Genomic DNA, 26136 nt, shown 5'->3' with positions numbered 1-26136 from the left:
CAGGCTGGCTCCCACAGAGATATGTGTCGTTTCACACATCCACTGTAGGAGTGAGCCTGCTCGCGATAGCGCCAGTCCGGACACTACAAAATTAGAGTTTTCCCTCTGACGAAAAGGCGCCACACCATGTCCCTGCACCTGATCATCGGCGACAAACTGCTTTCCTCCTGGTCCCTGCGTGCGGCACTGGCGCTGGAGCTGACCGGCGCACCCTACAGCGAAGAGCTGATCAAACTCGGTAAGCCCGACACCCGCGAACGCCTGCTCAAGCATTCGCCGACCGGCAAGGTGCCGCTGCTGCAAACCACCCGCGGCACCATCGCCGATTCGCTGGCTATCGCTGAATACCTCGCGGAGCAGTTTCCGTCCGAGCAGCTCTGGCCGAGCGATACCTTCGCCCGCGCCCGGGCCCGCTCGGCCTGCGCACAAATGCACAGCGGCTTCTTCGCCATGCGCAACCACATGCCGTTCAACCTCAGCCAGGACGCGCCGCTGAACCCGGTGCCGCCAGAAGTGAAGGTCGATATCGAACGCATGCTCGCGCTTTGGGCCGAATGCCGTGCGGCGGCAACGGAAGACGGGCCATACCTGTTCGGGCGGGTCAGCCTCGCCGATGCCTTTTTCGCGCCGATCGCCGTGCGCCTGCGCACCTATCAGGTGAAGCTGCCTGCGATCGACGAAGCTTATGTTGAAACCGTCTACCAATGGCCCGCCTTCAAGGCGTGGCAAAAGGCTGGACTGGAGGAGTTAAACCCGTGAAACGCGTCCACGTCGCCGCTGCCGTCATTCGTGACGGCGCCGGCAAAATCCTTATCGCCCGCCGCGCCGACACTCAGCATCAGGGCGGCTTGTGGGAATTTCCCGGTGGCAAGGTCGAGGCTGACGAATCAGTCGAATCGGCACTGGCTCGCGAGCTGCACGAAGAGCTGGGCATCGTCGTTGATGCTGCCCGTCCGTTGATCAAGGTTCGCCACGACTACCCGGACAAACAGGTGTTGCTGGATGTCTGGGAAGTCTCGGCATTCAGCGGCGAACCCCACGGTGCTGAAGGCCAGCCACTGGCCTGGGTCAGCGCCAGAGAGCTGGTCAACTATGAATTCCCGGCGGCTAACCAGCCAATCGTCGCGGCGGCGCGTTTGCCTGCCGAATACCTGATCACCCCGGAAGATCTCGAAGGCCCGGCGTTGTTGCGCGGCATCCAGAAGGCGATTGCTGGCGGCATCAAATTGATCCAGCTGCGCGCACCGAATGGCTACGACCCGAAATACCGCGATCTGGCGGTGGACGCGGTTGGCCTGTGCGCGGGCAAGGCGCAGTTGATGATCAAGGGGCCGTTCGAGTGGCTCGGCGATTTCCCGTCGGCGGGCTGGCACATCACCGCCGCCCAGCTGCGGAAATACGCGGCGGCAGGGCGTCCGTTGCCGGCGGAGCGCTGGCTCGCGGCGTCGTGCCATAACGCTGAGGAATTGGCGCTGGCGGAGCAGATGGGCGTCGACTTCGTCACCCTGTCGCCGGTGCAGCCGACGCTGACGCACCCGGATGCACAGCCGTTGGGTTGGGAGCAGGCTGCGGCGTTGATTGACGGTTTCAGCAAACCGGTGTTCCTGCTCGGTGGGGTAGGGCCGGCGGAGCGTGAGAAGGCTTGGGATGTAGGGGCTCAGGGTGTTGCGGGGATTCGGGCGTTCTGGCCTGATCCTGTATAGCGGCTACTGGCCCTATCGCGAGCAGGCTCACTCCTACAATGACCGCGTTTCAACTGAAGAAATACGGTCACTGTAGGAGTGAGCCTGCTCGCGATAGCTTATTTTCAAACACTACAAATCTTCAGGTTTCGCAGCCGGCTGCCACAAAATCTCCGCCACTCCCTGCCTCCGCGCAATCAATCGCGCCGCGACAAACAGCAAATCCGACAACCGATTGATATACGCCAGGCCAACCCCGGCCAACGGTTCGATCGCGTTCAAATGCTGACACCGGCGCTCGGCGCTGCGGGCCAGACTGCGGCAGACATGCGCTTGCGCAATCAACATCGAACCGCCGGGCAGGATGAAGTTTTCCAGCGGCCCCAGCTCTTCATTCCAGACATCGATCGCCGCTTCCAGCCGCTGGATTTCCGTCTCGTTCAGCGCCTGATACGCCGGCATCGCCAGTTCGCCGCCGAGATCGAACAAGCGGTGCTGACACGGCGCCAACACCTCAATGATCTCGTTGAGCCCCGGATGCACTTCACGCTCGGCGAGCAGACCCGCCAGCAGCACGCCGACCTGACTGTTCAGCGTATCGACCTCGCCAATCGCCTCGATGCGCGGGTGATCCTTGGGGACGCGACGGCCGTCACCGAGGCCGGTCTCGCCTTTGTCGCCGGTGCGGGTGTAGATCTTCGACAAGCGAAAGCCCATGGGTTACCTCGGTAGTGAATTGGTTTCGGCGGTCAACGGCGCCGGTTGTACCAGCGGCAGACGCAGGGTGAAGCAAGTGCCCTGGCCGGGCGCCGACTGCACTTCCATCTGGCCTTTGTGGTTGTTGGTGATGATGAAGTACGACACCGACAAGCCAAGGCCGGTGCCCTGGCCGATTTCCTTGGTGGTAAAGAACGGCTCGAAGGTACGCTTGCGCACGTTCTCGCTCATGCCGATGCCGTTGTCCTCGACCTGAATCTCGGCCCACGGCGGATTGAGTCTGGTGCGCAAAATGATCCGTCCCGGTTCGCTGTCGTCTTCGCGCTGATGAATCGCCTGGGCGGCGTTTTTCAGCAGATTGAGCAGCACCTGTTCGAGCTCGTTGGCGGTGCCCGGCACCGGCCCCAGTGCCGGATCGAACTGGCGGATGATCGCTTGACCCTTGAAGTCGAAACCAATCGCCAGATCGAAGTCGTTGCCGGCGATTTCAACCGCCTGATCGATCAGCGCCGGCAGATCGCACGGCGCCATCTGCCGGGTGCTGCGACGGCTGAAGCTGAGCATGTGCGTGACGATCTTCGCCGCGCGGGCGCCCGCCTGTTGAATGCCATCGAGCAATTGCGGGACTTCGCGGCCCTGCAGGTAACGGTTGACGGCATCCAGTTCGATGCCCAGTTGTTCGGCGGTCTCGATGTTCTTCGGCAGATCCGCCGACAGCCGCCGACGGATGTTCTGCACGTTGTGCAGGATCGCGCCAAGCGGGTTGTTGATTTCATGGGCCATGCCAGCCGCAAGGCCACCGACCGAGAGCATCTTCTCCGACTGCACCATCATTTCTTCCAGCGACAGGCGCTGGGTGATGTCGTCGATACGGATCACCACGCCGCGCCCGGCACCGCCCATCAGCGGATAAAACGTCAGCGCGTAATGTTTCGGTTCATCGTCCTTGAACCAGGTCACCCGATCGACTTTGGCCACGGTGTGCTGCTCGACGGTAGCTTTGAGCTGCGGCAGAAACGGCTTGAGCGGTTCGAAGGCGAGGAAGATCGGCTGGTTCAGAGCCTCGTCCAGGCGCGTGCCGGAGAGCGCACTGGCCTCCTGGTTCCACTGGGTGACGTAAAGCTGCTCGTCGAGGGCGATCAGCGCTGAAGGCATCGAGTCGATAATGCTGTTGAGGTAATTCTGGAAGCCGGTGAGTTTCTTCTCGATCTTGCTGCGCACCTGGACTTCCAGCTCCAGTTTGCGATTGGTGTGGCGGGTTTCCTCGGCCAGCCCCTGCGCCTGATCGTAGGCGGCTTGCGAGTCATCACGGGCGCGTTTGAGCTGCTGCTCGCGGGCTTCGATGCGCGAGAGCATGGTGTTGAACGCCTCGGCCAGACTGCCGATTTCATCGTGATTGCCCCGTGCAGCGCGCAGCGCGTAGTTCTCTTCGCGGGTGACCTGGCGGGACAGCTCCTCGAGCTGATGAATGGGGCGGGTGATCAGACGTTTGATCTGCCGGGCAATCACCAGCCACAACAAGACGCTGAAGATCAGGATGCCGAGGCTGGCGGTCAGGGTGCCGGTGTAGAACGCCATCGGCAATTCGCTGCTGGCGACCAGCAACAGATGCCCCGGCGCGGCACCGGGGCGGGGCAGGGTGATCAGTTGATTGCTGCGAAATTCGGTGAGTTGCCAGGCTTCGACATGGCGATAGCGCTCGGGCAGGCTGAGCTTTTCACCGCGCTGCACCTGCGCCAGACGTTCACCCTTGCCGTCGTACAGGGCAGCGGCGCGCAACGGTGAATAACTGTCGAGTTCCTTGAGCAGGCGCTCGGCGCTGCGCGGCGACTCCAGCGCGTCGCTGACCAGACTCGGATTGGCGATCAGCCGGCCGATGGTCTGCAGGGCCTGTGGCGCCATGCTTTCCTGGGAAATGTAGTAGGCGGCGCTGATAAAGGTCAGGTTGGCGACCAGCAGAACCGTGGTCAACAACACCAGCAGGGCGGCCAGCAGTTTCTGGCCGACCGGCAGGTTTTCGAGGCGCTGGCGCAATGGCATCGGGTTTATCGCAGCAGGGGAACAAGCCGTCAGCCTAGCGGCTGCTCAGTCGCTGGGCAATCCACGGTTGCGCAGATGAGCGACCAGACGTTGCTGCAACTGGTGCAGGTGCGGCAGGTTCAACTGATGGCGCTCAGCGACTTTGCAGGCGTGGCCCAATAGATAGCTGATTTCGGTGCGGCGCTGGTTGGCGACGTCCTGATACATCGAAGAGTAATTGGCGGCGGTGGCGTGGATCACCCGTTCGACCTCCGCTTGCAGATTGTCTGCCGCTGTCGGCTGACCACAGCGTTCGAGCAGTTCAGTCAGTTCGGCGCAGAGCGTAGCGACCTCGCAGTGATGCGCTGTCAGGCCGCCGTTACGGCAGTCGTGGAGCACGGTCAGCGGGTTGATCGCGCAGTTCAGCGCCAGTTTGCGCCACAGCCGAGTGAGGATGTCGGCGCTCCATTCATGGGGAATATTTGCCGCTTGCAGATCGTCGAGCCAGACCGGTGCCAGCGGATTGCCGATATCGCCCAGCCAGTTGAAACCGTGGCCGGCGAACACCACCCGCCAATCGCCATCGCGAAACGCGCCCTCGGTGCTGGATGCGCTGATGCAGCGCGCTTGCGGCACCCGCGCGGCAACGGCGTCCTGACTGCCCAGACCGTTTTGCAGGAGGATCAATTCGGCATCCGGAGCGAGGCGTGAAGCGAGGCGGGCGACGGCCTCTTCGGCGTCATAGGCCTTGCACGCGACCAGCAGACGGCGAATCGGCTCGGGGCTGTCCGGGGTTTCGCCGGGAACTGCATAGGTATGAGCTTGTCCGTTTTCTACCAGGGTTAATCCGCCACCAGCTGCATAGCTGCGCAAGCGTGACGGGTCGCGCAGGATCAGTCGCACGGGCAAGCCGGCGCGGGCCAGCCGTGTCGCCCAGAGTGTGCCGAGACTGCCGGCGCCCAAGACATGCCAGATGGTCGACATCAGTTTTTTGCTCGATTGCTTGCAGGCATGTGCGGCTCGCCGTATCGGTAGGAAAAGACCCGTTATAATGAGCCCGATTTTAACCGCAAGCCAAGCGCGCTCCATCCACATCGAGCGCGCCTTTTTATTGGAGAGATTACATGCCGTCGTTCGACGTGGTATCCGAACTGGACAAACACGAACTCACCAACGCGGTCGAGAACGCCGTGAAGGAACTCGATCGTCGTTATGACCTGAAAGGCAAAGGCAGCTTCGAGTTCAAGGAAAAAGACCTGACCGTCAGCCTCACCGCCGAAGCCGCTTTCCAGCTCGAAGCGATGATCGAAATCCTCAAGCTGGCGCTGACCAAGCGCAAGATCGACGTGCAGTGCCTCGAGGTCAAGGAGGCTTACGCTTCCGGCAAACTGATGAAGCAGGACGCCATCCTCAAGGAAGGCATCGATAAAGAGTTGGCGAAGAAGATCGTCGGCCACATCAAGGAGGCCAAGCTGAAAGTGCAGGCCGCCATTCAGGGCGAGCAGGTGCGTGTCACCGGCAAGAAGCGCGACGACCTCCAGGAAGCCATCGCGGCCCTGCGTGCCAAGGAATTCGGCATGCCGCTGCAGTTCAACAACTTCCGCGACTAAGCCTGGTCTGAATGCTGTGTGGGAGCGAGCCTGCTCGCGAATGCGGTGTTTCATTCAGCGATGAGTTGACTGAAACAACGCTTTCGCGAGCAGGCTCGCTCCCACAGTTGTTTTTAATACACCCCGGGAAGCCGGAAATCAGGAGATAGAACATGGATTTGAATGCTGAAGTGGACCACCTGGTCAAGGCGTCCCAGGCGTGGATCCCGATGATCATGGAATACGGCAGTCGCGTGCTGCTGGCAGTGATTACCCTGGCCATCGGCTGGTGGCTGATCAACAAGGTCACGCAAAAACTCGGCGGTCTGCTGGCCCTGCGCAATGCCGACCTGGCGCTGCAAGGCTTTATCAGCAGCCTGGCCAACATCATTCTCAAGGTGCTGCTGATTGTCAGCGTCGCGTCGATGATCGGCGTCGAAACCACCTCGTTCGTCGCGGCTATTGGTGCTGCCGGTCTGGCGATCGGCCTGGCCCTGCAGGGCAGCCTGGCAAACTTCGCTGGCGGCGTGCTGATTCTGCTGTTCCGCCCGTTCCGCATCGGTGACTGGATCGAAGCCCAAGGCGTGGCGGGTACCGTCGACAGCATCCAGATCTTCCATACCGTGCTGCGCACCGGCGACAACAAGACCATCATCGTGCCCAACGGCAATCTGTCGAACGGCATCATCACCAACACCAACCGCCAGCCAACCCGCAAAGTGGTGTTCGACGTGGGCGTGGATTACGAAGCGGATCTGCAAAAGGCCCGTCAGGTGCTGCTGGATCTGGCCAAGGATGCGCGCGTCATGCAGGACCCGGAACCGCAGGCGGTAATTTCGACACTGGGCGACAGTTCGATCACGGTGTCCCTGCGCGTCTGGGTTAAAACCGCAGACTATTGGGATGTGATGTTCATGTTTAATGAACAGGCGCGTGATCGTTTGAAGGCTGCCGGGATTGATATTCCATTTCCGCAGCGAGTTATACGCGTTGTTCAGGAGTCGGCGACACAATGATAGGTTGCTAGCTAAGTAATTGCTCTCGTAGCCAGACTCTTAATCAGTGCCAGGCAAATAAAAAAGGCCCATCGGAAGATGGGCCTTTTTTTATGCTTTGAAACTAACCACTGACGATTACAAGATGTTCAGCGGGTACTCGGTGATCAGGCGGAACTCTTTGACATCGCCTTCACCTTCGTCAGCGTTGGCAACGTGCCAGGCTTGACGAATGCGGAAGGAAAGATCTTTGGCCGGGCCGCTTTGAACAACGTACTTGGCTTCAAAGTTGGTTTCGTGGTGTTTGCCATCATCACCATACAGACCGGCGTAAGCGCTGCCCGCTGGAGTGTTGGTACCGTCGATATCCCAACCTTTGACGTAACGAACCATGAAGCTCAGGCCAGGAACGCCGTACTCGGCCATTTTCAGGTCGTAACGGGCCTGGACGGATTTCTCGCCTGCGCCGTTGAAGTCAGAGTACTGGATGGAGTTGGCGAGGAAGATCGAGTCGCCACCACGGTTGTTCTTGCCCACGCCGATGTAGTCGAACGGGGTGTCGCCGTTGACCTTCTGGAAGGCCAGGGTAAAGGTGTGCGCTTTGAGGAACGACAAAGCGGTTGCCAGGGAGAACGTGGTGTTGCTGATGTCACCCGCTTCGGCACTACCGGTGTCGGTGGTGCGGTAGATGTTGAAGTCGGTGTTCAGCGAAGTGTCACCACCGAACGGAGTGGTGAGGTTCACGTTGGCGTAGTACTGGTTCCAGATGTCTTCCAGTTTTGCGCCGTACAGCGATGCACTGAGGTTGTCAGTGATCGAGTACTTGCCGCCGAAGTAGTCGATGTTGTTCGCTTCAACACCGGCGTAGGTAGCGTAGAGGCCACCATCGCGGGCGTTCTTGTCCTGGCTGGAGCCGGAGTAGAAGTGACCGGCTTCGAGGTCAAGGTCTTTCACTTCGCTGCTCTGCAACTGGAAGCCAGTGGCAGTTTGCGGAAGGATGCGGGAACCGCCGACAGCGAACACCGGAGAAGTGCTTGGCTGCATGTCGCCGAATTTCAGTTCGGTCTTGGAGACGCGGAACTTGATGGAAGCGCCTGCCTTGCCCTGACTGTCATTGACGTCGCGGCCATAGCCGTTGGCCTTCACGGTATCGCTACGGCTCATGTTGCCAGTACCGGAAGTACCGTCACCGCCATCCAGTTTCAAGGCCAGATAACCGTATGCATCAATACCTACACCCACGGTGCCTTGGGTATAACCGGAGGTGAAGTTGCCGAGGAAGCCCTGGGTCCAGTCTTTCTGGTCGCGGCCACCGTTCTTGTTGTCGCGGTTGAAGTAGTAGTTCTTCAACGTCTCGGTGAGTTTCGCGTCTTCAACGAAACCTTTGGCTTCAGCCTGGTCACTGACAAACGGGGCGGCCGTAGCCAACTGCGAACTGGCTGCTGCTGCAACGGCCAGTGCGATCATGCTCCACTTCATCACGCGCATCGTGATTTGCTCCTTTGGTTTTAGAAGAGTACTGCCGTCCCACCTGTTTTATTATCTGGGCGGCTCTTTCTTTTTGTGTCGGCGCAAACTTATATCACGCCGACAATGTTGGCGATACTTGCGAAACCAACCTTTCAGCTTCTTTACGGCGTTGTCGCGGAAGGAGCGCTGGATGTCGCAAATTCACAGTACCAATGCAGCCTGACTGACAACTTCAATCGCTGTATCCGGGCCTTTTTGCATCGATAAAAAGAGTCCCTGGCAAAACACTTGAATCTCCATCGGGCAACCCTGCCACTGTTTTTATTGGCTTCAGCCGACCACTTCCAGTGGTGCGCTTTTAGTCCATACGGTTACGAATGCAACAAGCGTGCACAAACCGCAAAATCGGTGCGGTTATTTTTTCGGGTGCCGCCCGCATATGTGAAAACCTTGTGAAAACGGGGCCTCGGGCCTGTTTGGTCGCGGGCTTGACGAGATTCTCCCAATCGTGTTGCAACGCACCAAAGACGCGCAGGACAACCAAAAACGTTACCGGTTCACCCCGCCGTGAGTATTTGGCGGATGCCTGACCCAGTGAGCGTAGACCCGTTGTGCAATTTTGGTGCAAAAATACACGATCAAGCCTGGAGCGATCGAGCGAGGACTGACTCGAGACTCGGCAGATCAAGGATTTTCATGCGTCTCTTCACGTTCAGGCTCATGTCAGGGGCGGTGTTGGTGCGCGGATGGGATAAATGTCTCATGTCGGAGCGCCTGGCGATTTAGCGCCGGAGGCAGCGTGAAGCCCGCTGCATTCGCAGGTATGCTGCCGCTCTGTCGCTTGGCGCGCCGGTTTTCGGAACCGGCCGCTAAGCTGAGTCATATGATCAGCCGGGAGTACGTACAGTGTTTGCTTTGGATTCACGACTTCAACAGGACACCCTGGTCATCGGCGACTTTCCGTTGTGCCGGCTGTTGCTGTCCAACGACAGTAATTACCCGTGGTTCATCCTGGTGCCTCGCCGCGAGGATACAAGCGAGTTGTTTCAGTTGGATGTCGCCGATCAGCAGCAACTCTGGCGGGAAACCACCACCCTTGCGGAGTTGCTCAAGGATTCGTTCGATGCCGACAAGCTGAACGTGGCGACCCTGGGGAACGTTGTCAGTCAATTGCACATGCATGTGATCGTGCGCAAACGCGACGATGCCGCCTGGCCTGCGCCGGTCTGGGGCAAGCATCCGGCCAAGCCGTACAGCGGGGACCAGGTGGTAGCCATTCGCGAGCGCCTGCGCCTGGTACTGACTGAAGAATTCACTTTTGTGGAGGGCTGAGTCATGAGCCTTGAAGAACGCGTTACCGACCTGGAAAGCCGTCTGGCCTTTCAGGATGACACCATTCAGGCATTGAACGATGTGCTGGTGGCCCAGCAGAGGGTTATCGAGCGCCTGCAATTGCAGATGGAAGCGCTGATCAAGCGTCACGAGGAAATGGTCGGGCAGTTTGGTGCTTTTGAAGAAGATGCACCGCCGCCGCATTATTGAGCCATTCGGCAGGCACAAAAAAACCGCGAACAGTCAGGCTGCTCGCGGTTTTTTTTGCTTTGGATCAGCGACGCGGCAGGGCGGCGATCACGTCCTCGGCTTGCAGGCCTTTGTCGCGGTTCATCACCGAGAACTCGACGCGCTGGCCTTCGACCAGGACGCGATGGCCTTCGCCACGAATGGCGCGAAAGTGCACGAAAATATCATCGCCGGAGTCCCGGGAGATAAAACCGAAACCCTTGGAAGTGTTGAACCACTTCACGGTGCCGGTATCGCGATTGCTCATGTCATAGGTAGTCGGCGCGGCGGCCGGTGACGATTTGTAGAAGCTGACGGCCAGGTGCAGCAGCACGGCAACCAGCGCAATCGCCAGGCTGAACAGCACGGCCGGCTGGCCAGCGATGACCGGCATCGGTGCGATCAGGGTCAGGGTTTGCAGGACGACGGTCAGCACCAGCAGCGCGCTGACCAGATTTTGCAGATGCTGGCGCGGGCCTTTGTTCCAGTAGGGAATCACTGGAGCGATGACCAGGTTCAGCAGGCCGAAAAAGGCCAGGTAAAGTGCATCGGGCTGTTGCAGGTAAGGAACGGCTTCGGCTTTCAGGCTGGGTATGAACGACAGCAGCAAGGCTGCTGCGCCCATTAGCAAGTGGACGATTTTCAACATTTTGATTGGCTCACGTTATGACGGCTCACAAGGAAGAGCTGAAGGCGCACGGTTCGCTTCAGGACAAAATAAGAGGCGGTGGACACGTACACTGATCAGCCTATGCGCAACACCCCGGAAAATGGGGGGTGGCGACACACTGCCTATTTAACAGCAAAGCCTGCGGCTACTCAAATCAGCCCGGCCAGCGGCACGGAAACGGTCGATTTGTCGCAGTCTGATCACCGATTCATAGCTGCGAGCCAGCGCTTGCCTTGCTAAAGTGGGGCTGAACCTGCTGGATGAATTCAATCACTGTTAGGGGGTAAGCATGGCAATTGATATCGGTATCAGTGAAGAAGACCGCAAATCCATCGTCGAAGGGCTGTCGCGACTGCTGTCGGACACCTACGTGCTGTATCTGAAAACCCATAACTTCCACTGGAACGTCACTGGCCCGATGTTCCGCACGCTGCATCTGATGTTCGAAGAGCAATACAACGAGCTGGCGCTGGCCGTCGATTCAATCGCCGAGCGTATTCGTGCGTTGGGCTTTCCGGCGCCGGGGGCTTATGCGACCTACGCGCGGCTGTCCTCTATTAAAGAAGAGGTCGGTGTGCCGAGCGCCGAGGACATGATCAAGCAATTGGTCGAGGGCCAGGAAGCGGTGACCCGCACCGCGCGGGGTATTTTCCCGCTGCTGGACAAGGTCAGCGACGAGCCGACAGCCGACCTGCTGACCCAGCGTATGCAGGTGCACGAGAAAACCGCCTGGATGCTGCGCGCACTGCTCGAGGAGTAAGTCGGCCGGTGCGGGCGCCGTCAAGCCGTCCGCACCCTGTCCAGGCTCTTACCATTGTCGTTGGCTTATCCTACGAGGCTGGTCAACAAGTCGTATGGCGATAACTTTGTCACTGGGTTTTTATGAAGGCGCAGGATGTTGCCTTATAAATCAGCAGTCATGGCAAAGGAGTGTCAACGCTATGGTAGAAGGAGACAGGCGAAGCGACAGGATGTCGGCTTCGCGGCACGTAATAAAGGTCGATCCGTTTGTCAGCGAGTTCGACATGAACCTGATCCGGCCCTTGTCCCGATCAATCCGGCTCAACGGTTTCGCGACCTGCCTGCGACTCGAGCAGGTCTACTGGAACATCCTCGGCGGCATGGCCGAGGACAATCATTGTACGATCAGCACATTGTTATCCCACGTCGATCGTGAGGTGCATCTGCGGCACGGCGGGGTGAAGAACTTCAGTGCGCTGATTCGGGTAGTGTGCGTCATGAACGGGATCAAGGATCTCGCACCCGGCGTTTCGCGCTGAAACGGAAGGTGCAACGAGGTTGCGGCCTGTGCAGTGTTACGGCTGCACAGGGCGCATTTAATCGATATAATCCCGCGCTTTCGCCGCAAAGCCCTGCGCGCGGCAGCAATCCGATCGCCGAGACACCCCCATGCCAATGTACGATTACCAATGTGCTTCCTGTGGTCATCAGTTGGAAGCCATTCAGAAGATCAGCGACGCACCGCTGGTCGACTGCCCTGCCTGCCAGGCGCCAGATCTGAAGAAGCAGCTGTCCATGCCGGGTTTTCGCCTCAGCGGCAACGGTTGGTACGAGACCGATTTCAAGACCGGAGCCAAGAAGAATCTGGCCGGTGGCGACAAAGCTGACTAGGGTTCAAACCCTGAACGAACGACACGCGTGAGTGGCCGCATTGCTTGAAGCGACGGTTACTCCACCGAATTTCGAATTACGAGAAGCGAACGACACCATGATGCGCAGCCACTATTGCGGCCAACTGAACGAAAGCCTGGAAGGCCAGGAAATTACCCTTTGCGGATGGGTCCACCGTCGCCGCGACCACGGCGGGGTGATTTTCCTCGATATCCGTGATCGTGACGGTCTGGCTCAGGTGGTGTTCGATCCGGATCGCGCCGAGAGCTTCGCCGCCGCCGATCGCGTGCGCAGCGAATACGTCGTGAAGATCACCGGCAAGGTGCGTCTGCGTCCGGCCGGTGCGACCAACGCCAACATGGCGTCGGGCATGATCGAAGTGCTGGGTTATGAACTGGAAGTGCTGAACGAGTCGGAAACCCCGCCGTTCCCGCTCAACGAGTTCTCCGACGTCGGCGAAGAAATCCGCCTGCGCTATCGCTTCCTCGACCTGCGTCGTCCGGAAATGGCCGAGAAGCTGCGTCTGCGTTCGCGCATGACCACCAGCATCCGCCGCTTCCTCGACGAGAACGGCTTCCTCGACGTCGAAACGCCGATCCTGACCCGTGCCACCCCTGAAGGTGCGCGTGACTATTTGGTGCCGAGCCGCACCCACGCCGGTTCGTTCTTCGCCCTGCCGCAATCGCCGCAGCTGTTCAAGCAGCTGCTGATGGTGGCCGGCTTCGACCGTTACTACCAGATCGCCAAGTGCTTCCGTGACGAAGACCTGCGTGCGGACCGTCAGCCGGAATTCACCCAGATCGACATCGAGACCAGCTTCCTCGATGAAAAAGAGATCATGGGCCTGACCGAGCAGATGATCCGCAACCTGTTCAAGGAAGTGCTGGATCTGGAATTCGGCGAATTCCCGCACATGACCTTCGAAGAGGCCATGCGCCGCTACGGTTCGGACAAGCCGGACCTGCGTATTCCGCTGGAACTGGTCGACGTTGCCGACCAGCTCAAAGAAGTCGACTTCAAGGTATTCAGCGGCCCGGCCAATGATCCGAAGTGCCGTATCGCCGCACTGCGCGTTCCAGGCGGGGCGAGCATGCCGCGCAAGCAGATCGACGATTACACCAAGTTTGTCGGCATCTACGGTGCCAAGGGCCTGGCGTACATCAAGGTCAACGAGCGCGCGGCCGGTGTTGAAGGTCTGCAATCGCCGATCGTGAAGAACATTCCTGAAGACAAGCTCAACGTGATCCTCGATCGCGTCGGCGCAGTCGACGGCGACATCGTGTTCTTCGGTGCCGACAAGGCCAAGATCGTCAGCGAAGCCCTGGGCGCGCTGCGTATCAAGCTCGGTCACGACCTCAAGCTGCTGACCTGCGAGTGGGCGCCAATGTGGGTCGTCGACTTCCCGATGTTCGAAGAGAACGACGACGGCAGCTTCTCCGCGCTGCACCACCCGTTCACCGCACCGAAGTGCACCCCGCAGGAACTCGAAGCCAACCCGGCCGGCGCGCTGTCCCGTGCGTACGACATGGTGCTGAACGGCACCGAGTTGGGCGGCGGTTCGATCCGTATCCACCGCAAGGAAATGCAGCAAGCGGTATTCCGTCTGCTGGGCATCAACGAAGCGGAACAGGAAGAGAAGTTCGGCTTCCTGCTCGACGCGCTGAAGTACGGTGCACCGCCGCACGGTGGTCTGGCCTTCGGTCTGGACCGTCTGGTGATGCTGATGACCGGCGCCCAGTCGATCCGTGAAGTGATCGCCTTCCCGAAAACCCAGAGTGCTGCCGACGTGATGACGCAGGCTCCGGGCGTGGTCGACGCGAAGGCATTGCGCGAGCTGCACATTCGCCTGCGCGAAACGCCAAAGGCTGAGTAAGACGGGCCTGAAGGCGCATCTTCGGATGCGCCTTTTTTCTTTCTCAGGTCGAATTTTTCAATTGCCGGCCGCTGCCTCGGCAGGGCGGGCAAGGTTTCAAAGAGCATTCGGAGCAAGTTATGGCAGGTCATTCCAAGTGGGCAAACATCAAGCACCGCAAAGAACGTCAGGATGCCAAGAGGGGCAAGATCTTCACCAAGTGGATCCGTGAACTGACCGTTGCCGCCCGTCAGGGTGGCGGTGATCCGGGTTCCAACCCGCGTTTGCGTCTGGCGCTGGACAAGGCGTTGAGCGCCAACATGAGCCGCGACATCATCGACCGCGCCGTCGCGCGCGGTGCCGGTGCCACCGAAGCGGACAACGTTGAAGAACTGACCTACGAAGGCTACGGCCCGGGCGGCGTGGCGGTGATGGTCGAGTGCATGACCGACAACCGCAACCGTACCGCCGCGGCTGTGCGTCACGCGTTCAGCAAGTGTGGAGGCAACCTCGGCACCGACGGTTCGGTGGCGTATCTGTTCGAACGCAAGGGCCAGATCAGCTTCGCCCCGGGCATCGATGAAGACGCGCTGACCGAAGCGGCGCTGGAAGCCGACGCCGATGACGTGGTCACCCACGAAGACGGTTCGATCGACGTGTTCACCTCGTTCACCGGTTTCTATGCGGTGCGCAACGCGCTGGAAGCGGCCGGGTTCAAGGGCGACGACGCGGAAATCGTGATGCAGCCAACCACCAGCGCCGAGCTGGATCTGGAAGGCGCGGAAAAGGTGCTCAAGCTGATCGACATGCTCGAGGACCTGGATGACGTGCAGAACGTTTATTCCAACGCGGATATCCCGGAAGACGTCGCTGCTCAGTTGGGTTGATTAGCGACTAGTCTTCCCTGTGGGAGCGAGCCAGCTCGCGAAAGCGGTGTGTCATTCAGCACCTGTGTTGCTGATATACCGCGTTCGCGAGCAGGCTCGCTCCCACATTTGCTATTGGTTGTCAGATAAATCGTTTTTATGAATCTGCAGGCGTTATGACTCTAATTCTTGGTATCGACCCCGGTTCGCGCATCACCGGTTACGGGATCGTTCGCGATACCGGGCGGGGCGGCTGCATCTATGTGGCTTCGGGCTGCATTCGCACCGGTTCCGGCGAGCTGCATGAGCGTCTGCAGATCGTCTATCGCGGCGTGCGCGAGATCATCAAGACCTATGGCCCGGTGACCATGGGCATCGAAAAGGTGTTCATGGCGAAAAACGCCGACTCGGCGCTGAAGCTCGGTCAGGCGCGCGGCGCTGCGATTGTTGCTGGCGCTGAAGAATGCCTCGAAATTGCCGAGTACACCGCCACGCAAGTCAAACAGGCCGTGGTCGGCACGGGCGCGGCCAATAAAGAGCAGGTGCAGATGATGGTCATGCACATGCTCAAATTGACCAGCAAGCCGCAAATCGACGCCTCCGACGCCCTGGCGATCGCCATCTGCCATGCGCATACACGCTCGAGCCTGCTCCCCCACGGTCTGGGAACCGCACGCAGTCGTGGCGGGCGCCTGCGTCTCTGATAGCATCAGCATCAATTTTCCTGAAAGTGGCTTTTCGGTGCCTGTGTTGCCGGCGCGCAAGCCCCCTTCAATCGTCGCCAGCCCACGGCTGGCCAGCGCTCAAGGATTTCAAACGTGATTGGACGCTTGCGCGGCACTCTGGCTGAGAAACAGCCGCCGCACCTGATTCTCGATGTAAACGGCCTCGGCTATGAGGTGGAAGTGCCGATGACCACCCTTTATCGCCTGCCGTCGGTCGGTGAACCGCTGACCCTGCACACCCACTTGGTCGTACGCGAAGATGCGCAATTGCTCTATGGTTTTGCCGGCAAGCGTGAGCGAGACTTCTTCCGCGAGCTGATCCGTCTCAACGGGGTCGGGCCGAAACTGGCGCTGGCGCTGATGTCGAGCCTGGAAGTCGATGAGCTGGTGCGTTGCGTGCAGTCTCAGGACACCTCGGCGCTGACCAAGGTGCCTGGGGTTGGCAAGAAGACTGCCGAGCGTTTGCTGGTCGAATTGAAAGACCGTTTCAAAGCCTGGGAAACTTCGCCGGCGATGTTCGCGCTGGTGCCGAATCAGCCGGACGGCCCGGCGCCGGTCAACAGCGCCGAGACCGATGCCGTCAGTGCGTTGATATCCTTGGGCTACAAGCCGCAGGAAGCGAGCAAGGCGATTTCCGCGATCAAAGACAAGAACCTGAGCAGCGAAGACCTGATCCGCCGCGCTCTGAAGGGAATGATTTAAGTGATTGAAGCTGACCGTCTGATCGCCGCCGCGCACAGCCCGCGCGAGCGCGAAGAAGTCCAGGACCGGGCGATTCGTCCCGTCAGCCTGGCCGATTACATTGGCCAGCCGACCGTGCGCGAGCAGATGGAACTGTTCATCCAGGCCGCTCGTGGCCGTAGCGAATCCCTCGATCACACCTTGATCTTCGGCCCACCGGGTCTGGGCAAGACCACGCTGGCGAACATCATTGCCCAGGAAATGGGCGTGTCGATCAAGAGCACTTCGGGCCCGGTGCTCGAGCGCCCTGGTGATCTGGCCGCATTGCTGACCAATCTTGAACCGCACGACGTGCTGTTCATCGACGAAATCCATCGACTGTCGCCGATCGTTGAAGAAGTGCTGTATCCGGCGATGGAAGATTTCCAGCTCGACATCATGATCGGCGAAGGGCCGGCGGCCCGCTCGATCAAGCTGGATCTGCCGCCGTTCACTCTGGTCGGTGCGACTACCCGCGCGGGCATGCTGACCAATCCGCTGCGTGACCGCTTCGGTATCGTCCAGCGCCTGGAGTTCTACAGCACCGCCGACCTGGCAACGATCGTCAGCCGTTCGGCGGCGATTCTGGGTCTGCCGCTGGATCCGGAAGGTTCGTTCGAGATCGCCCGTCGTGCTCGTGGCACGCCACGAATTGCCAACCGGCTGCTGCGCCGAGTACGCGACTTCGCCGAGGTCCGCGCCAAGGGCCACATCACCAAAGCGGTCGCAGATCTGGCGCTGAACCTGCTGGATGTCGACGAACACGGTTTCGATCACCAGGACCGGCGACTGCTGCTGACCATGATCGAGAAGTTCGACGGCGGCCCGGTCGGGATCGACAGTCTGGCGGCGGCAATCAGTGAAGAACGCCACACCATTGAAGACGTACTCGAGCCCTATCTGATCCAGCAGGGCTATATCATGCGCACACCCCGGGGCAGGGTGGTGACGCGCCATGCCTACCTGCATTTCGGTTTGAACGTTCCATCGCGTATGGGTGAGATGCCCGTGGCAGACGAGTTTCTCGACGCCGTGGACGATTGATACACATTTGTTGGTGATTTATTCAGGGTTTGTACGGTCATAGGACGGTACTTTTGCGTTATAGCTTTGAAACCACGAAAAACAGTTGTCTGCCGGATTGGCAACCTGAGGAGTAAGCACTAGAGTATGCGCGCGCAAAACGGGCTTGGGCCGTTCGCACATCGTTGTCGCGTTTATTACGAGGACACCGATGCGGGCGGCATCGTGTATTACGTTAATTACCTCAAGTTTATGGAACGGGCTCGAACCGAACGGCTACGGGAACTGGGCTTTGCCCAATCGCAGCTGGCCGGAGAGGACCTGTTGTTCGTCGTGCATTCCAGCGAAGCGCGCTACCACGCGCCGGCGCGACTGGATGACGAACTGCTGGTAAGCGCTGATGTAACCGAATTGAACCGTGCCAGCCTGCGCTTCAGACAGCAGGTCAGGCGGGCCACGGATAATGTGCTGCTCTGCGAAGGGCAGTTTTTGGTGGCCTGCGTGCGCACCGACAGTTTGAAACCCCGGGCCCTTCCCGAAGACCTGCGTGCGGCCTTTGCCGACGCGGTCGGCCCGGGTACACACTCAGAGCAGGAGATAAAGCGTGGAAGCTAACGTCGTCGACCATTCCTCCATGTGGAGCCTGGTCAGCAATGCCAGCATCGTGGTGCAGTTGGTAATGTTGACCCTGGTGGCCGCATCGGTGACCTCATGGATCATGATCTTTCAGCGCAGCAACTTGCTGCGTGCCGGTCGACGCGCCCTGGAGAGCTTCGAAGAGCGCTTCTGGTCGGGTATCGATCTGTCCAAACTGTACCGTCAGGCCGGCAGCAATCCGGATCCGGATTCGGGCGTCGAGCAGATCTTCCGTGCCGGTTTCAAGGAATTCTCCCGTCTGCGTCAGCAGCCAGGCGTCGATCCTGAAGCCGTGATGGAAGGTGTCGCTCGTGCCATGCGCGTGGCCATCTCCCGTGAAGAAGAGAAGCTCGAACAGAGCCTGCCGTTCCTCGCCACCGTCGGTTCGGTCAGCCCGTACATCGGTCTGTTCGGTACCGTCTGGGGGATCATGAACTCCTTCCGCGGTCTGGCCAGCGCTCAGCAGGCGACCCTTGCCACCGTTGCCCCGGGTATCGCCGAAGCCCTGATCGCCACGGCGATCGGCCTGTTCGCTGCGATCCCGGCGGTCATCGCTTACAACCGTTTTGCTGCACGCAGCGAAACCTTGCTGGGCCGCTACTACACCTTCGCCGATGAATTCCAGGCGATCCTGCACCGCAAAGTGCACACCAGCGAAGAATAAGCAGGTATTTCCCGATGGCTTTAATCGCTCGAGCTCGCAAAAAGCGCAAGCCGGTCGCCGAGATGAACGTGGTGCCCTACATCGACGTGATGTTGGTGCTGCTGGTCATCTTCATGGTGACCGCGCCGATGCTCAATCAGGGCGTGAAAGTTGATCTGCCCAAGGTTTCCAGCGAAGCCTTGCCGCAGGACAACAACACCCAGGTCCTGACCATTTCGATCAAGGCTGACAAGACCTACTACTGGAACCTTGGCAGCGAAGTCGACACCGAGAAGCAACAGGACAGGGCCATGACCCTGCCGCAGATGACTGACGCAGTGACCAAGATCATTCGCGTCGGCACCGAAGGCGGCAAACGCACCCAGGTGTTCATTCGTGGCGACAAGACTGTCGACTACGGCGCCGTCATGGGTGCCATGGGCGGGTTGCAGAAAGCCGGGGTCGGTAACGTTGGTCTGATTACCGAGGCCCCCTGATGCAGCAACAGCGAGAGCCGTCCGCCTCGGAAAGCTACTTCTGGCCTAGTGTTCTGGCAATTGTCCTGCACGTGCTGGTATTCGGCATGCTGTTCGTCAGTTTTGCCTTCACGCCCGAACTGCCGCCGGCCAAGCCGATCGTCCAGGCGACTCTGTACCAGCTGAAATCGAAAAGTCCGGCGACTACCCAGACCAATCAGAAGATTGCGGGTGAGGCGAAGAAAACTGCCGCGCGCCAGACTGAAGTCGAACAGCTCGAACAGAAAAAGATCGAGCAGGAAGCGGTGAAAGCGGCGGAACAAAAGAAAGAGGAAGCGGCTCAAAAGGCCGAGGAAGCGAAGAAGGCCGACGAGGCAAAAAAAGCGGACGAAGCGAAAAAGGCTGATGAAGCCAAAAAAGCCGATGACGCGAAGAAATCCGAAGCCAAAAAAGCCGAAGAGAAACAATTGGCTGATATAGCCAAGAAGAAGGCCGAAGACGAAGCGAAAAAAGCTGCTGAGGAAGAGGCCAAGAAAGCCGCTGCCGAAGAAGCCAAGAAGAAGATCGTCGAAGACGCGAAGAAGAAAGCCGCCGAAGACGCCAAGAAGAAAGCTGAAGCTGAAGAGGCGAAGAAGAAAGTCGCCGAAGACGCGAAGAAAAAGGCTGCTGCTGACGCTGCCAAGAAAAAGGCCCAGGATGCAGCGCGCAAGTCGGCTGAAGACAAAAAGGCTCAGGCGTTGGCTGAGTTGCTTTCGGACAAGACGGATCGGGCAGCGACCAAGGCGGACGAACTTGGCGACAGCGTAGCGGGTGATTTCGATGACCTGATCAGGCTCCGTGTTTCGGAGGGTTGGAATCTTCCACCTTCGGCGCGTAAAGGCATGAAAGTGGAGCTTCGGATCAGTATGTTGCCGGACGGTACCGTAACGGGTGCTACGGTCACAAAGTCCAGCGGCGATGCTCCATTTGACGCTTCTGCGGTAGCCGCGGTTAAGAATATCGGGCGATTGACGGAAATGCAGGGCTTGAGCCCCGCTGATTTTGCTCCGTATCGCTCATTCAAGATGACATTCAATCCTGAGGATTTAGGCTTGTGAGAACTATTCTTCGATCAATGCTGGTCGTTATCTGCTGCCTTGCAGGGATAGCGGTAGCAGACGAAAAGAACATCCTGATCAGCAGTGGCACTGACCGGGCTACGCCGATCGCCGTCGTTCCATTCGGCATGCAGGGCGGTGCCGTGCTGCCGGATGACATGGCAGAAATTATCGGTAACGATTTGCGCAACTCTGGCTATTACGCGCCGATCCCCAAGCAGAACATGATCAGCCAGCCAAGCCAGCCGAGCGAAATCATCTTCCGTGACTGGAAGGCATTGGGCGCTCAATACGTGATGGTCGGCAGCATTGCTCCAGCGGGCGGTCGTCTGCAGGTGCAGTGGGCACTGTTCAACGTTGCCACCGAACAGAAAGTGGCTGACGGCAGTGTTTCCGGTACTACCGACCAGATCCGTGACATGGCGCACTTCATTTCCGATCAGTCGTTCCAGAAGCTGACCGGCATCGACGGCGCGTTCTCGACGCGTCTGCTGTACGTAACCGCCGAGCGCTTCTCCGAGAAGAACACGCGTTACACCCTGCAACGTTCCGACTACGACGGCGCTCGTGCAGTGACGCTGCTGCAATCCCGCGAGCCGATCCTGTCGCCACGTTTCGCGCCGGACGGCAAACGTATCGCCTATGTGTCGTTCGAGCAGAAGCGTCCGCGCATCTTCATGCAGAACATCGACACCGGTCGCCGTGAGCAGATCACCAACTTCGAAGGCCTCAACGGCGCGCCAGCCTGGTCGCCGGATGGCAATCGCCTGGCGTTCGTTCTGTCGAAAGACGGTAACCCGGACATCTACGTGATGAACCTCGGTTCGCGCCAGATCAGCCGTGTAACCAATGGTCAGGGCATCAATACCGAACCGTTCTGGGGCAAGGATGGCTCGACCATCTACTTCACCTCCGACCGTGGCGGCAAGCCGCAAATCTATAAAACCAGCGTCGGTGGCGGTGGTGCCGAGCGTGTGACGTTCGTGGGCAACTACAACGCCAACCCGAAACTTTCGGCTGATGAAAAGACTTTGGTGATGATCCATCGTCAGGATGGCTTCACCAATTTCAAGGTGGCAGCTCAGGATCTGCAGCGGGGTAGTGTAAAGATCCTCACTGATAGCACTCTGGACGAGTCACCTACTGTTGCGCCCAACGGCACCATGGTAATCTACGCCACCCGCCAACAGGGCCGGGGAGTCTTGATGCTCGTGTCCATTAATGGGCGCGTGAGGCTCCCGCTTCCTACCGCTCAAGGCGAAGTCAGAGAACCGTCCTGGTCCCCTTACCTGAAGTGAGCGGGCGCTACACGTTTTACTTAACACACTGGGGTTCATTAGGAGTTTCACGATGGAAATGCTGAAGTTTGGTAAATTTGCTGCGCTGGCTCTGGCCATGGCTGTAGCTGTAGGTTGCTCGTCCAAAGGCGGCGACAACGCCGGCGAAGGCGCTGTTGATCCAAACGCTGGTTACGGCGCAAACACCGGTGCCGTTGACGGCTCCCTGAGCGAAGAAGCTGCTCTGCGCGCAATCACCACCTTCTACTTCGAATACGACAGCTCGGACCTGAAGCCAGAAGCCATGCGCGCTCTGGACGTTCACGCCAAAGACCTGAAAGCAAACGGCGCTCGCGTTGTTCTGGAAGGCAACACCGACGAACGTGGTACTCGTGAGTACAACATGGCACTGGGCGAGCGTCGTGCGAAAGCCGTTCAGCGCTACCTGGTACTGCAAGGTGTTTCCCCAGCTCAGCTGGAACTGGTTTCCTACGGCGAAGAGCGTCCAGTTGCTACCGGCAACGACGAGCAGTCCTGGGCCCAGAACCGTCGCGTCGAACTGCGTAAGTAATTCGATATGCGAACGTGCCGTCGTGCTGTAACTGTTCTGGCTCTCAGCCTCGCGCCGCTTGCGGCGTGGGCTGCGGTTCCTGTGGTCGATGACAACTCCGGTTATAACAATAGCGGGAGCAGTTATCCGCCTGCGGGTTACGGTACGAACGGCGCCTATGCCGGGGGAGCGGCTTCGGCCCCTGCCTCGGCACAAGGCATGCTGTTCAACCAATTGCAACAGATGCAGGATCAGATCTCGCGCCAACAGGGCGTGATCGAAGAACTGCAGAATCAGGTTGCGCGCATGAAGCAGGAATCCCTGGAGCGATACCAGGATCTTGATCGGCGCATAGGATCCGGCGTTGCACCAGCCGCGACTCCCGAGAATTCTTCTGCCGGCGGCGATGCAAGTGCTGCTGCCGGTGCTGCCGCAGGCGCGGGTGCTGCTGCGGCCGCCCAAGCCCCTGCTGCGGGTAGCGAACCGGCTGATCCGGCCAAGGAAAAGCTGTATTACGATGCCGCTTTCGACCTGATCAAAGCCAAGGATTTCGACAAGGCCAGCCAGGCCTTCGCGGCTTTCCTGCGCAAATATCCGAACAGCCAGTACGCGGGCAACGCTCAATACTGGTTGGGCGAAGTGAACCTGGCCAAGGGTGATCTGCAAGGTGCAGGTCAGGCCTTTGCCAAGGTTTCGCAGCTGTATCCCAAGCACAACAAAGTGCCGGACTCGCTGTACAAACTGGCTGACGTAGAACGCCGCCTCGGTCATACCGACAAGGTCAAAGGCATTCTGCAGCAGGTGGTGTCCCAATATCCGGGCACGTCCGCCGCGCAATTGGCCCAGCGTGATCTGCAGCGCATGTAAGCCTGTTTATCCGTGTTTTGAAGAAACCCGCGCTTGTCGCGGGTTTTTTCGTTAGAATTCACGCCCTTTTTCTGAAACACGCTTCTTGCGGTCTACGCGTTGGCGGGATTGCCTGAAGTGCCTGACGGAGGCGGACAGCCTGTTTAGCTGTTACGCCCGTGGCGACTATGCAAGACACATTGAGAATCACCGAAGTTTTCTACTCGTTGCAGGGGGAAACTCGGACTGCCGGGCTGCCCACGGTTTTCGTGCGCCTGACCGGTTGCCCGTTGCGTTGCCAATACTGCGACAGCGCTTATGCGTTCAGTGGCGGCACCGTCCGCACCCTCGACGACATCCTTGAGCAAGTGGCCGGGTTTCGCCCGCGCTACGTCTGTGTCACCGGCGGTGAGCCGTTGGCTCAGCCAAACGCTATTCCTTTGCTTGAACGGTTGTGTGATGCCGGCTACGAGGTTTCGCTGGAAACCAGCGGCGCCCTCGACGTCTCGGCGGTGGATTCACGCGTCAGTCGCGTGGTTGACCTGAAGACCCCAGGCTCGAAAGAAGCGCATCGCAACCGCTACGAGAACATCGAACTGCTGACCCGCAACGATCAGGTGAAGTTTGTCATCTGCTCGCGGGAGGACTATGACTGGGCGGTCTCCAAGCTGATCCAGTACGGTCTCGACCAGCGTGCCGGCGAAGTGCTGTTTTCTCCAAGCCACCATGACCTCAATGCTCGCGAGCTGGCAGACTGGGTGGTGGCGGACAATCTGCCGGTACGCCTGCAATTGCAGCTGCATAAATATCTTTGGAACGACGAACCGGGGCGCTGAGATGACTGAGCAACTGAACACTACCGAAAAACGTGCGGTCATCCTGCTGTCAGGCGGCCTCGACTCGGCCACCGTCGTTGCGATGGCCCGCGCCGAAGGCTACGCCTGCTACACCATGAGTTTCGATTACGGTCAGCGCTCGCATGCCGAATTGCATGCCGCCGCCCGCGTTGCTCGTGATCTGGGCGTGGTCGAGCACAAGGTCATTGGCCTGAATCTCAATGGCATGGGCGGTTCGGCCCTGACCGACACCAGTATCGACATCCCGGAGGAGCTGGGCGAAGGCATTCCGGTGACTTACGTGCCGGCGCGCAATACCGTGTTCCTGTCGTTGGCATTGGGTTGGGCGGAAGTGCTCGGCGCCCGCGACATCTTCATCGGCGTCAACGCGGTGGATTATTCCGGCTACCCGGATTGCCGTCCCGAGTTCATCGAGTCGTTCGAGCGCATGGCCAATCTGGCGACCAAGGCGGGCGTGGAGGGCAACGGCTTCCGGATTCAGGCACCGTTGCAGAACCTGAGCAAGGCGCAGATCGTCCAGGCCGGCGTGAAGCTGGGCGTGGATTATGGCCTGACGGTTTCCTGCTACCAGGCAGACGATGACGGGCGCGCGTGCGGCAAATGCGACAGCTGCCGCCTGCGTGCAGAAGGCTTCGCGGCAGCTGGTGTGGACGATCCAACCCCTTATTTTTGATTATTTTCAAAAAGGTGTTGAATAGTCCTTAAAAATCAGTATTATACGCGCCACAACACAGCGGGTCGTTAGCTCAGTTGGTAGAGCAGTTGGCTTTTAACCAATTGGTCGTAGGTTCGAATCCCACACGACCCACCATATTTGGCGGTTTAGAAAATCCGGAAGGCCCACGAAAGTGAGGATTTCCGGGTTTTTTTTTGCCTGCGATTCGGCTGCGTTGTGTTTCAGCGCCGCCGTGCCTGACACAGGTCAGAATCATCTTTTGTATCAACGGGATATTCTGTAGCCTTGCGCAGCTTCAACGCTGTCCGTGCCTGATGATACTCACTCTCCCGGCGGTACCTCTAGCGGTCCGGAGCCGGGTGTATACTCGACTTTCGCGCGAATGCGCCTGCAGGTCTTGCGAACATGACGCAGATTTCCGAACGCCTTCTGGTTCAAGCCCACCTCGACGCCAAGCAGCCCAAACCGCTGACGGCAGAGGAAGAGGCCTACTACCGTTCCGCCATCGCCGCCGAGCTCAAGGCTCAGGACGCGGTGCTCGTGGCCCACTTCTATTGCGATCCGGTGATTCAGGCCCTGGCCGAAGAAACCGGCGGCTGTGTTTCCGATTCCCTGGAAATGGCCCGCTTCGGCAACGCCCACCCGGCCAAGACCGTGGTGGTCGCCGGCGTGAAGTTCATGGGCGAGACGGCAAAAATTCTCAACCCGGAAAAACGCGTGCTGATGCCAACCCTGGAGGCGACCTGCTCGCTGGACCTGGGTTGCCCGGTCGACGAGTTCTCGGCGTTCTGCGATCAGCATCCGGAGCGCACCGTGGTGGTTTACGCAAACACCTCCGCCGCCGTGAAGGCGCGGGCTGACTGGGTGGTGACGTCGAGCTGCGCACTGGAAATCGTCGAAAGCCTGATGGACAACGGCGAAACGATCATCTGGGGCCCGGACAAGCACCTGGGCACTTACATTCAGCGCAAGACCGGCGCCGACATGCTGCTTTGGGACGGTGCCTGCATCGTTCACGAAGAGTTCAAGTCCAAGCAGCTCGAAGACATGAAGGCGTTGTACCCGGACGCGGCGATTCTGGTTCACCCGGAGTCGCCGACATCGGTGATCGAGCTGGCCGACGCCGTCGGTTCCACCAGTCAGTTGATCGCAGCCGCACAGAGCCTGCCGAACAAGACCTTCATCGTGGCGACCGACCGCGGCATCTTCTACAAGATGCAGCAGCTGTGCCCGGACAAGGTCTTCATCGAGGCGCCTACCGCCGGCAACGGCGCGGCGTGCCGCAGTTGCGCGCATTGCCCCTGGATGGCCATGAACACCCTTGAGCGCACGCTCAAGAGCCTGAAGGAGGGCACGAACGAGATCTTCGTTGATCCGGCGCTGATCCCGCAGGCGATCCGCCCGTTGAAGCGCATGCTGGACTTCACCCAGGCAGCGCGGATGAAATTGGCCGGTAACGCCTAAAACCTTTCAGATACAACACAAAACCTGTAGGAGTGAGCCTGCTCGCGATAGCGGTGTGTCAGTCAGCGATACGTTGACTGACACACCGCTATCG

General features: G+C 59.3%; 29 protein-coding genes and 1 tRNA gene. 25 read left to right on the top strand and 5 right to left on the bottom strand.

Annotated features, from left to right (window positions below):
- Positions 1–126: 126 nt before the first annotated feature.
- Together LIS66_RS20790 and LIS66_RS20785 are read left to right on the top strand one after the other, a co-directional pair.
- A complete protein-coding gene (locus LIS66_RS20790; RefSeq protein ID WP_042607301.1) occupies positions 127–759 on the top strand; it encodes a glutathione S-transferase family protein in 633 nt (210 codons plus the stop codon).
- Positions 756–1703 carry a Nudix family hydrolase gene (locus tag LIS66_RS20785; RefSeq protein WP_042607300.1) on the top strand — a complete coding sequence of 316 codons (948 nt, stop codon included), beginning with the start codon at positions 756–758 and terminating at the stop codon, positions 1701–1703. The genes LIS66_RS20790 and LIS66_RS20785 overlap by 4 nt, the downstream gene beginning before the upstream one ends.
- Before the next feature lie 111 nt (positions 1704–1814).
- Here LIS66_RS20785 and LIS66_RS20780 read toward each other — a convergent pair whose 3' ends face one another.
- Genes LIS66_RS20780 through LIS66_RS20770 form a run of 3 tightly spaced genes read right to left on the bottom strand, consistent with a single transcriptional unit; the run spans position 1815 to position 5402 of the window.
- Complete coding sequence (locus LIS66_RS20780; protein ID WP_227972958.1) at positions 1815–2399, bottom strand: cob(I)yrinic acid a,c-diamide adenosyltransferase; 585 nt, start codon at positions 2397–2399, stop codon at positions 1815–1817.
- Positions 2400–2402: 3 nt separating this feature from the next.
- Entirely contained in the window at positions 2403–4439 is a 2037-nt protein-coding gene (locus tag LIS66_RS20775) for a HAMP domain-containing sensor histidine kinase (protein WP_042607298.1), read from the bottom strand.
- A gap of 45 nt (positions 4440–4484) precedes the next feature.
- Positions 4485–5402, bottom strand: a complete 918-nt coding sequence (locus LIS66_RS20770; protein ID WP_123418861.1) for a putative 2-dehydropantoate 2-reductase — start codon at positions 5400–5402, stop codon at positions 4485–4487.
- Positions 5403–5542: 140 nt separating this feature from the next.
- On the opposite strand from LIS66_RS20770, the gene LIS66_RS20765 reads away from it, so the two are divergent.
- Both LIS66_RS20765 and LIS66_RS20760 read left to right on the top strand, forming a co-directional pair.
- Positions 5543–6028: a YajQ family cyclic di-GMP-binding protein gene (locus LIS66_RS20765; RefSeq protein WP_042607296.1), complete on the top strand. Its 486-nt coding sequence runs from the start codon at positions 5543–5545 to the stop codon at positions 6026–6028.
- Between the two features lie 152 nt (positions 6029–6180).
- On the top strand, positions 6181–7023 hold the full coding sequence (locus tag LIS66_RS20760) for a mechanosensitive ion channel family protein (protein WP_042607295.1): 843 nt from the start codon (positions 6181–6183) through the stop codon (positions 7021–7023).
- A 117-nt stretch (positions 7024–7140) separates the two neighbouring features.
- Here the strand turns inward: LIS66_RS20760 and LIS66_RS20755 are convergent, their stop codons facing one another.
- Positions 7141–8490: an OprD family porin gene (locus tag LIS66_RS20755; RefSeq protein WP_042607294.1), complete on the bottom strand. Its 1350-nt coding sequence runs from the start codon at positions 8488–8490 to the stop codon at positions 7141–7143.
- 888 nt (positions 8491–9378) lie between these two features.
- On the opposite strand from LIS66_RS20755, the gene LIS66_RS20750 reads away from it, so the two are divergent.
- Positions 9379–9804 carry an HIT family protein gene (locus LIS66_RS20750; RefSeq protein WP_227972957.1) on the top strand — a complete coding sequence of 142 codons (426 nt, stop codon included), beginning with the start codon at positions 9379–9381 and terminating at the stop codon, positions 9802–9804.
- A 3-nt stretch (positions 9805–9807) separates the two neighbouring features.
- Positions 9808–10014 carry a SlyX family protein gene (locus LIS66_RS20745; RefSeq protein ID WP_016773495.1) on the top strand — a complete coding sequence of 69 codons (207 nt, stop codon included), beginning with the start codon at positions 9808–9810 and terminating at the stop codon, positions 10012–10014.
- A 64-nt stretch (positions 10015–10078) separates the two neighbouring features.
- Here LIS66_RS20745 and LIS66_RS27825 read toward each other — a convergent pair whose 3' ends face one another.
- Positions 10079–10681: a cold-shock protein gene (locus tag LIS66_RS27825; RefSeq protein WP_042607292.1), complete on the bottom strand. Its 603-nt coding sequence runs from the start codon at positions 10679–10681 to the stop codon at positions 10079–10081.
- Between the two features lie 310 nt (positions 10682–10991).
- Here LIS66_RS27825 and LIS66_RS20735 point away from each other — a divergent pair, with 310 nt between their 5' ends.
- The 19 genes from LIS66_RS20735 (at position 10992) to nadA (ending at position 26042) form a co-directional block, all read left to right on the top strand.
- Entirely contained in the window at positions 10992–11462 is a 471-nt protein-coding gene (locus LIS66_RS20735) for a Dps family protein (RefSeq protein WP_016773497.1), read from the top strand.
- A 181-nt stretch (positions 11463–11643) separates the two neighbouring features.
- A complete protein-coding gene (locus LIS66_RS20730; RefSeq protein WP_042607291.1) occupies positions 11644–11982 on the top strand; it encodes a ribbon-helix-helix domain-containing protein in 339 nt (112 codons plus the stop codon).
- A gap of 130 nt (positions 11983–12112) precedes the next feature.
- On the top strand, positions 12113–12334 hold the full coding sequence (locus LIS66_RS20725) for an FmdB family zinc ribbon protein (RefSeq protein WP_042607290.1): 222 nt from the start codon (positions 12113–12115) through the stop codon (positions 12332–12334).
- A gap of 97 nt (positions 12335–12431) precedes the next feature.
- Complete coding sequence (gene aspS, locus LIS66_RS20720; RefSeq protein WP_227974541.1) at positions 12432–14207, top strand: aspartate--tRNA ligase; 1776 nt, start codon at positions 12432–12434, stop codon at positions 14205–14207.
- A 119-nt stretch (positions 14208–14326) separates the two neighbouring features.
- A complete protein-coding gene (locus tag LIS66_RS20715) occupies positions 14327–15073 on the top strand; it encodes a YebC/PmpR family DNA-binding transcriptional regulator (protein ID WP_065616725.1) in 747 nt (248 codons plus the stop codon).
- A gap of 155 nt (positions 15074–15228) precedes the next feature.
- Positions 15229–15756: a crossover junction endodeoxyribonuclease RuvC gene (ruvC, locus tag LIS66_RS20710; protein WP_016773501.1), complete on the top strand. Its 528-nt coding sequence runs from the start codon at positions 15229–15231 to the stop codon at positions 15754–15756.
- Positions 15757–15870: 114 nt separating this feature from the next.
- Positions 15871–16479, top strand: a complete 609-nt coding sequence (gene ruvA, locus LIS66_RS20705) for a Holliday junction branch migration protein RuvA (RefSeq protein WP_024014088.1) — start codon at positions 15871–15873, stop codon at positions 16477–16479.
- Positions 16480–17541, top strand: coding sequence for a Holliday junction branch migration DNA helicase RuvB (ruvB, locus tag LIS66_RS20700; protein WP_024014087.1), 1062 nt, complete (start codon positions 16480–16482; stop codon positions 17539–17541).
- A gap of 126 nt (positions 17542–17667) precedes the next feature.
- A complete protein-coding gene (gene ybgC, locus LIS66_RS20695) occupies positions 17668–18135 on the top strand; it encodes a tol-pal system-associated acyl-CoA thioesterase (protein WP_064365011.1) in 468 nt (155 codons plus the stop codon).
- Complete coding sequence (gene tolQ, locus LIS66_RS20690; RefSeq protein ID WP_008080223.1) at positions 18125–18820, top strand: protein TolQ; 696 nt, start codon at positions 18125–18127, stop codon at positions 18818–18820. The genes ybgC and tolQ overlap by 11 nt, the downstream gene beginning before the upstream one ends.
- A 23-nt stretch (positions 18821–18843) precedes the next feature.
- Positions 18844–19296, top strand: a complete 453-nt coding sequence (gene tolR, locus LIS66_RS20685; RefSeq protein ID WP_161806102.1) for a protein TolR — start codon at positions 18844–18846, stop codon at positions 19294–19296.
- Entirely contained in the window at positions 19296–20372 is a 1077-nt protein-coding gene (gene tolA / locus LIS66_RS20680) for a cell envelope integrity protein TolA (RefSeq protein ID WP_227972956.1), read from the top strand. Before tolR ends, tolA begins: the two co-directional genes overlap by 1 nt.
- A gap of 17 nt (positions 20373–20389) precedes the next feature.
- A complete protein-coding gene (gene tolB / locus LIS66_RS20675; RefSeq protein ID WP_082367955.1) occupies positions 20390–21670 on the top strand; it encodes a Tol-Pal system beta propeller repeat protein TolB in 1281 nt (426 codons plus the stop codon).
- Positions 21671–21722: 52 nt separating this feature from the next.
- Positions 21723–22220: a peptidoglycan-associated lipoprotein Pal gene (gene pal / locus LIS66_RS20670; protein WP_003178634.1), complete on the top strand. Its 498-nt coding sequence runs from the start codon at positions 21723–21725 to the stop codon at positions 22218–22220.
- 6 nt (positions 22221–22226) lie between these two features.
- Positions 22227–23066: a tol-pal system protein YbgF gene (gene ybgF, locus LIS66_RS20665; protein WP_041479790.1), complete on the top strand. Its 840-nt coding sequence runs from the start codon at positions 22227–22229 to the stop codon at positions 23064–23066.
- A gap of 167 nt (positions 23067–23233) precedes the next feature.
- The gene (queE, locus tag LIS66_RS20660; protein ID WP_042607284.1) at positions 23234–23881 is read left to right on the top strand and encodes a 7-carboxy-7-deazaguanine synthase QueE; all 648 of its coding nucleotides are present in this window, start codon (positions 23234–23236) and stop codon (positions 23879–23881) included.
- A gap of 1 nt (position 23882) precedes the next feature.
- Positions 23883–24575: a 7-cyano-7-deazaguanine synthase QueC gene (gene queC, locus LIS66_RS20655; protein ID WP_039758175.1), complete on the top strand. Its 693-nt coding sequence runs from the start codon at positions 23883–23885 to the stop codon at positions 24573–24575.
- A gap of 62 nt (positions 24576–24637) precedes the next feature.
- Positions 24638–24713, top strand: a tRNA-Lys gene (locus LIS66_RS20650).
- 270 nt (positions 24714–24983) lie between these two features.
- Positions 24984–26042: a quinolinate synthase NadA gene (gene nadA / locus LIS66_RS20645; RefSeq protein WP_042607283.1), complete on the top strand. Its 1059-nt coding sequence runs from the start codon at positions 24984–24986 to the stop codon at positions 26040–26042.
- Positions 26043–26136: the final 94 nt, after the last annotated feature.

It is taken from the genome of Pseudomonas sp. HN2 (genome assembly GCF_020736465.1).
GTDB classification, from domain to species: domain Bacteria; phylum Pseudomonadota; class Gammaproteobacteria; order Pseudomonadales; family Pseudomonadaceae; genus Aquipseudomonas; species Aquipseudomonas moraviensis_A.
Note: the sequence above shows the minus strand (reverse complement) of the source record. Positions and strands in the feature narration are given on the sequence as shown.

Excerpts from the sequence above, each read along its gene's own strand:
- LIS66_RS20790 (WP_042607301.1), top strand. The coding sequence starts at position 127 with ATGTCCCTGCACCTGATCATCGGCGACAAACTGCTTTCCTCCTGGTCC.
- LIS66_RS20780 (WP_227972958.1), bottom strand. The coding sequence starts at position 2,399 with ATGGGCTTTCGCTTGTCGAAGATCTACACCCGCACCGGCGACAAAGGC.
- LIS66_RS20775 (WP_042607298.1), bottom strand. The coding sequence starts at position 4,439 with ATGCCATTGCGCCAGCGCCTCGAAAACCTGCCGGTCGGCCAGAAACTG.
- LIS66_RS20770 (WP_123418861.1), bottom strand. The coding sequence starts at position 5,402 with ATGTCGACCATCTGGCATGTCTTGGGCGCCGGCAGTCTCGGCACACTC.
- LIS66_RS20765 (WP_042607296.1), top strand. The coding sequence starts at position 5,543 with ATGCCGTCGTTCGACGTGGTATCCGAACTGGACAAACACGAACTCACC.
- LIS66_RS20760 (WP_042607295.1), top strand. The coding sequence starts at position 6,181 with ATGGATTTGAATGCTGAAGTGGACCACCTGGTCAAGGCGTCCCAGGCG.
- LIS66_RS20755 (WP_042607294.1), bottom strand. The coding sequence starts at position 8,490 with ATGCGCGTGATGAAGTGGAGCATGATCGCACTGGCCGTTGCAGCAGCA.
- LIS66_RS20745 (WP_016773495.1), top strand. The coding sequence starts at position 9,808 with ATGAGCCTTGAAGAACGCGTTACCGACCTGGAAAGCCGTCTGGCCTTT.
- LIS66_RS27825 (WP_042607292.1), bottom strand. The coding sequence starts at position 10,681 with ATGTTGAAAATCGTCCACTTGCTAATGGGCGCAGCAGCCTTGCTGCTG.
- LIS66_RS20735 (WP_016773497.1), top strand. The coding sequence starts at position 10,992 with ATGGCAATTGATATCGGTATCAGTGAAGAAGACCGCAAATCCATCGTC.
- LIS66_RS20730 (WP_042607291.1), top strand. The coding sequence starts at position 11,644 with ATGGTAGAAGGAGACAGGCGAAGCGACAGGATGTCGGCTTCGCGGCAC.
- LIS66_RS20725 (WP_042607290.1), top strand. The coding sequence starts at position 12,113 with ATGCCAATGTACGATTACCAATGTGCTTCCTGTGGTCATCAGTTGGAA.
- aspS (WP_227974541.1), top strand. The coding sequence starts at position 12,432 with ATGATGCGCAGCCACTATTGCGGCCAACTGAACGAAAGCCTGGAAGGC.
- LIS66_RS20715 (WP_065616725.1), top strand. The coding sequence starts at position 14,327 with ATGGCAGGTCATTCCAAGTGGGCAAACATCAAGCACCGCAAAGAACGT.
- ruvC (WP_016773501.1), top strand. The coding sequence starts at position 15,229 with ATGACTCTAATTCTTGGTATCGACCCCGGTTCGCGCATCACCGGTTAC.
- ybgC (WP_064365011.1), top strand. The coding sequence starts at position 17,668 with ATGCGCGCGCAAAACGGGCTTGGGCCGTTCGCACATCGTTGTCGCGTT.
- tolA (WP_227972956.1), top strand. The coding sequence starts at position 19,296 with ATGCAGCAACAGCGAGAGCCGTCCGCCTCGGAAAGCTACTTCTGGCCT.
- tolB (WP_082367955.1), top strand. The coding sequence starts at position 20,390 with ATGCTGGTCGTTATCTGCTGCCTTGCAGGGATAGCGGTAGCAGACGAA.
- pal (WP_003178634.1), top strand. The coding sequence starts at position 21,723 with ATGGAAATGCTGAAGTTTGGTAAATTTGCTGCGCTGGCTCTGGCCATG.
- ybgF (WP_041479790.1), top strand. The coding sequence starts at position 22,227 with ATGCGAACGTGCCGTCGTGCTGTAACTGTTCTGGCTCTCAGCCTCGCG.
- queE (WP_042607284.1), top strand. The coding sequence starts at position 23,234 with ATGCAAGACACATTGAGAATCACCGAAGTTTTCTACTCGTTGCAGGGG.
- queC (WP_039758175.1), top strand. The coding sequence starts at position 23,883 with ATGACTGAGCAACTGAACACTACCGAAAAACGTGCGGTCATCCTGCTG.
- nadA (WP_042607283.1), top strand. The coding sequence starts at position 24,984 with ATGACGCAGATTTCCGAACGCCTTCTGGTTCAAGCCCACCTCGACGCC.